Source organism: Mucilaginibacter sp., from assembly GCF_039935595.1.
Taxonomy (GTDB): domain Bacteria; phylum Bacteroidota; class Bacteroidia; order Sphingobacteriales; family Sphingobacteriaceae; genus Mucilaginibacter.
The window spans coordinates 1-5,336 of the sequence record NZ_JBDTJZ010000024.1 but is presented as its reverse complement, the minus strand read 5'-3'; the positions used below and the strand labels follow the sequence as shown (position 1 = coordinate 5,336).

6 protein-coding genes are annotated in these 5,336 nt (G+C 43.1%); 3 read left to right on the top strand and 3 right to left on the bottom strand.

Annotation, left to right across the window (positions count from 1 at the left end):
* From ABI367_RS01395 to ABI367_RS01385, 3 genes are all read left to right on the top strand, one after another.
* On the top strand, positions 1-255 hold a 255-nt coding region (locus tag ABI367_RS01395), incomplete at its 5' end, for a carboxylesterase family protein (protein ID WP_462230526.1).
* A gap of 222 nt (positions 256-477) precedes the next feature.
* Positions 478-840, top strand: a complete 363-nt coding sequence (locus tag ABI367_RS01390) for a transmembrane 220 family protein (protein ID WP_462230524.1) — start codon at positions 478-480, stop codon at positions 838-840.
* A gap of 85 nt (positions 841-925) precedes the next feature.
* Complete coding sequence (locus tag ABI367_RS01385) at positions 926-1,294, top strand: transmembrane 220 family protein (protein ID WP_462230522.1); 369 nt, start codon at positions 926-928, stop codon at positions 1,292-1,294.
* An 8-nt stretch (positions 1,295-1,302) separates the two neighbouring features.
* Here the strand turns inward: ABI367_RS01385 and ABI367_RS01380 are convergent, their stop codons facing one another.
* The 3 genes from ABI367_RS01380 to ABI367_RS01370 all read right to left on the bottom strand — a co-directional run bounded on the left by ABI367_RS01380 (position 1,303) and on the right by ABI367_RS01370 (position 5,113).
* Positions 1,303-2,871, bottom strand: coding sequence for a M1 family metallopeptidase (locus ABI367_RS01380; protein WP_462230520.1), 1,569 nt, complete (start codon positions 2,869-2,871; stop codon positions 1,303-1,305).
* Between the two features lie 107 nt (positions 2,872-2,978).
* Complete coding sequence (gene ffh / locus ABI367_RS01375) at positions 2,979-4,307, bottom strand: signal recognition particle protein (protein WP_462230518.1); 1,329 nt, start codon at positions 4,305-4,307, stop codon at positions 2,979-2,981.
* Positions 4,308-4,369: 62 nt separating this feature from the next.
* Positions 4,370-5,113, bottom strand: coding sequence for a hypothetical protein (locus tag ABI367_RS01370; protein WP_462230516.1), 744 nt, complete (start codon positions 5,111-5,113; stop codon positions 4,370-4,372).
* Between the last annotated feature and the right edge of the window lie 223 nt (positions 5,114-5,336).

Below are 5,336 nucleotides of genomic sequence, written 5' to 3'. Positions count from 1 at the left end.
TGGTACATTTTCCACTCGCTACGCCACAGCTGGCGCCCGTTTACAGCCGGCGACGAAGAATTAAGTAAGAAAATGGTTGACTTCTGGACCAATTTTGCTAAGTCAGGCAACCCTAATGGTAAACTGGAAAGTACCTGGAAACCTTATACCGCTCAAAACCCGCAATTTTTGTTGTTGGATGCAGATAAGGACAAGGCAGTATTTAGCATGACTGCGACTCCACAGTATAAGGGCAGCGGCCTAAATAGAAGATAAAAATATGCCGCTAACACGGTAGAAACAGTCTCTTTTAAGACTTAGTCTCTTAATAGAAATGCCGCATTTATAATTGAATGCGGCATTTCTATTTATTAAGTTATGTTTAGCATTGCCATTTTGCAGTTACCATATTTTTTAAGATATTAGTTTACCATTTTTAAACCAAACCATCATGTTAAAACGTCGCCCTGTACTATTAGTATTTAATATATTTTTCTTTTGTCATTCACCGGTTTTGCCTACCTGAACCTGAATGATATTGACCCTTACATTTGGGTGCCTTTATACCTTGCGCCTACTTTTTGCTGCGCGGCTATTGCTTTTAAAAGCAAGTTTTATCCTAAGTTTTATTTGTTGATCATTATTGGGTGTACGCTGTACGCCAGTTATTACTTTTTTTGTGCCGATGGCGTGCTGGACTGGATAACCAAATACCACGAGGCCAATATTGTGGGCCAAATGCATGCCGATAAACCCTATATTGAACAAACCCGCGAGTTTGGTGGCTTGATGATCGTTGTTTTTGTGATGTTGATAGATTACTTCGCGGCTAAAAAACAGCGGGCATACAGTAAGTTTTAATGATGCTATAATGGTTAAGGCTTTGCAGTTATCGTTTTTTTTAACTTATTTAGATTGAAAAAAAGTAAGGTCAAAAACTACCCCTATGTTACTGATCGTATTAAACGTTATATTTTTTTTGTCGTTCCTGGTATTTGCCTACCTTAATCTGGACGATATTGATGCCTGGCTTTGGGTGCCGATATACATGAGCGCCGCTATTTGCTGCGGCCTGGTAGTGGTTAATTTATATTACCCTACCGCCTACCTCGTACTAATAGGTTTTTATATGATATACGCGGTGTTTTTATTTTTTAATAAGGATGGTGTGTGGGACTGGATAGTAAAATATAAAACACCCAGCCTGGTGCAAGGCATGAAAGCCGATAAGCCCTATATAGAGCAAGCGCGCGAGTTTGGCGGCTTGCTGATCATTTCGGCGGCCCTGCTGATCAATTATTTTATGGTTCGCTAAGCTCCGGTTTACAAGATCAAAAAACTTGCCAGTAAATTAACATCAGGATCAACAACCAGCGATGTCGGGTTTTGAACCGTAATTTGAATGGTTGTAATTTTTTTGCTGATAGGTATGGTATGCAGTTTCCCGTCAATCCTATATTCCAGATCAACATTGTACAGGTTGTTTTGCTGTTGATCAATACGCAGAGTTAATGTCTTTTTAGCGCTATCATATTGATGTGAAATGGCCAATTGCGGGTGCCCGGCAGTAAATAGCCATTGCTTAAAAAACACATCCAAATTTTGCCCCGACGCTTGTGCCATTACATTTTTAAAATCATTGGTATTGGCATTGCTGCCATTGTATTTGGCAAAGTAGGCGCGTATGCCTTTCCAAAAAACATCGTCGCCCAATTTACGGCGCAGCATGTGCAGCACCCAGCCGCCTTTTTCGTAGCTGTTGGCGTTTAGCAGCTGCATATAATCGGCTTTAACCAGGGTATCAACTACCGGTGTAAGTCGCCCCTTTTCAAACCCAATAACTTTTTCCCGCTGCGCGGATAAGCGCTTCTTCAAGCTATCGGCTCCATACTTGTTTTCCAGGTAATAGTTGGCCATAAAGGTGGCAAAGCCCTCGCTTAACCAAAGGTGCGCAAAGCTTTTTTCGCTCACGGCGTCGCCAAACCATTGGTGGGCAATTTCGTGCGCCATTAACTCCTCAATACCCTGGCTGCCTACCGAGTTTTCGGCATAAAAAATAGCGCCGGCATTTTCCATACCGCCAAATATGGTTTTTGATTGTACGTTGGCCAGCTTCTTATAGGCGTACGGGCCAATTTTATTGATGAAAAAAGGCAATATTTTAGCCGCAACAGCATAGCTTTTAAAACCCTCGACTTTGTTTTCGGGGAATACATAGGTATATACCGGAATGTTATTTATATCGCCGGACTGATCAATAGCAAAGTCAGCAGCGCCAATTACCATTACCTTGGTGGGTAGCAGGGCGATTTCATGCCAATGGGTAAGTTTTTGATCTTTAGGCAACGTTTCTTCTTCTGTTTTTATCCCGTTGCCTATCACTTGGTAATGAGCAGGGGCGGTAACTATAAAATCAACCGCGGCTTTATCGGCGGGATTATCTACGCAGGGCAGCCAGTTATGTGCGCGGTTGGGCCAGTTGTCGCCAAAAAAGGTGCGATGCCCAAACTTATTGGTGGATATGATCAAGCCATCAGCCGGTACGCCCGAGTAAGTAATGGTGTAACTATGTTCGCTATTGGTTTTCGCTGCCGCTGATAAGGTTAGCGTTTCGTCGCTTTGCGAAAAAGAAATGTTTTTGCCGTTTTCTATAACCGAAGAAACCAGCATACCTTTGCCCGTGCTATTCTTCTTTATGAGGTCGATTGGAAAGGAATTAATGTCTTTTAAAAACTTAACAGCAATGGTGGTTTGGCCGCTGATGCTATTATTAGCATCGTTAAGTTGGATAGCAAAAGTGTAGTGCTGCACGTCAATTGCCGTGTTAGGTGATTGGGCTTTTGCGGAAGCAACCAGTAAAAATACAAAGGAGTATAAAAGGGTGTTTCGCATAAATAAAATTTTTTGTCATTTCGAGCGATAGCGAGAAATCTATGAAGCTGACTATAGCATGTGTATAGATTTCTCGCTATCGCTCGAAATGACAATTGGAAATTATATTACATCTTCGGCATGCGCCTCATCATATTGGCCATGGCAGCAGGGTTGCTCATTTGCTTCATTACCTTACGCATATCTTCAAACTGCTTAATTAAGCGGTTAACTTCCTGCAAATCGGTACCTGACCCCTTAGCAATACGGGTGCGGCGGCTTTGGTTAATGCTGTCGGGGTTCTCCTTTTCATGTGGCGTCATGGATTGGATAATGGCCTCTATGGCTTTAAAGGCATCATCGCTCACTTCAACATCCTTCATCATTTTACCTACGCCCGGTATCATACCCATCAGATCCTTCATGTTACCCATTTTTTTGATCTGCTGTATCTGGCCGTAAAAATCATTAAAGTCGAACTTGTTTTTGCGGATCTTCTTTTGCAGCTCGGCGGCTTCTTTTTCGTCAAACTGCTGTTGCGCGCGCTCCACTAACGATACCACATCGCCCATACCCAAAATACGCGAGGCCATCCTGTCCGGGTGGAAAACATCCAGCGCTTCCATCTTCTCGCCGGTACCAATAAACTTAATAGGCTTATTTACTACCGATTTAATAGAAAGCGCGGCACCGCCACGGGTATCGCCATCCAGTTTGGTTAATACTACGCCGGTAAAATTCAAACGGTCATTAAATACTTTGGCGGTATTTACGGCATCCTGGCCGGTCATGGCATCCACTACAAATAAAATTTCGTGTGGTTTGGTGGCGGCTTTTACCTTTTCTATCTCCACCATCATGGCCTCATCAATAGATAAGCGACCAGCAGTATCAATAATTACTACATTATTACCGTTTTGCTTGGCGTGGGCAATACCCTCCAACGCTATAGCCACCGCGTCTTTTGATTCGCGGTTGGTGTAAACAGGTACGCCTATCTGGTCGCCCAAAACCTGCAACTGGTCAATAGCTGCGGGGCGGTAAATATCATCGGCCACCAATAATGGCTTTTTGTTTTTCTGCGTTTTAAGGAAGTTGGCCAGCTTGCCGGTAAAAGTGGTTTTACCCGCACCGTTCAAACCCGCAATTAAAATGATGGTAGGCGAGGTTGACAGATCAACATCAACGGTGCTGCCACCCATTAGCTGGGTAAGCTCATCGTTCATGATCTTGGTAAGCAACTGCCCCGGCGAAATGCTGGTTAACACATTTGCACCTATGGCTTTTTGCTTTACATCATCAGTAAAGGCTTTGGCGGTTTTATAGTTAACGTCGGCATCCAAAAGGGCTTTACGTATTTCCTTCATGGTCTCGGCCACGTTTATCTCTGTAATGCTGCCTTGTCCTTTTAGAACCTTGAATGCCCTGTCGAGCTTATCCGAAAGATTTTCAAACATATCTTTTACGCTTCAAATTTTTAAGACCACAAAGTTATGATTTTGCCCGATTGATAGAAGCCTTAATTTGAAGAAGAAAGCGGTTGTAATGAATACGCTTTTGGGTTGCGTAAATAACGCCTTAAATTAGCCCTTATAGAAGATATGAACTCAAATTCGTTAGCCTTTATCACAAAGTAATAGCCCGGGCGGTACTTCTGCATAAAGTCGGTAAGCTGCTTATCTTTTAAGCCGGTAACCTTTTCGGCCAGTTGGCGGTTAAACCTGAAATCAATTACATCCTGCCTGTAATCGCTGGCAATCATTGCGCGCAACTTGGTGGCATCTTTACCTTCCCGGCTAAAAATATTATACAAGGCATCAATACCCAGCCCCGGCATCCCTCCTGATGGCGATGTTATCAGATCGCGATTAGCCAATGACCCATAGGCCCTGCTGTTTTCGCTTTTGGCTTTAACCAGCCGCTTCTGCGGCGTAAGTGCCGAGTCGCGTATGTCTACCTGGGGCAATTGTATGCTTACACGGCGCATATATATGGCCAGGGGTACATAATTTTGTACCACAATGGTATCGGTGTAATAATCAGGCTTCCTAAACACCAGTGCATCGCCGGGTTCGGCATCAATGGTGTAAACGCCGTTTAAGTTATTATATACCGATTTTCCGTTGGTTAGGTTAACTACGTTTACTTTGGCAATGCGATCTTTACTGCCATCATCAAACACAATACCCGCCACTGATTTTTCCTGGCAAAATCCGCGCAGCGCTAATACGGAAAGAAGAAATAACAACCCCGTTTTTCTCATCACGCTAAAATTAAACCATTGCCTGCGCCCTGTCATCCTGTTTAACACAATTTAACTTATTTGGCTATAATGATTTGCTGCCCCAACTTAATAGTATTATCGGCCATGTTGTTCAACGCTTTAAGTTCATCAATAGTCAAACCAAAACGTTTGGATATATTATATAGTGTATCGCCCTGTTTAATGGTGTACAATTTATTGGGTGAGGTGCTTTGAACAAGCG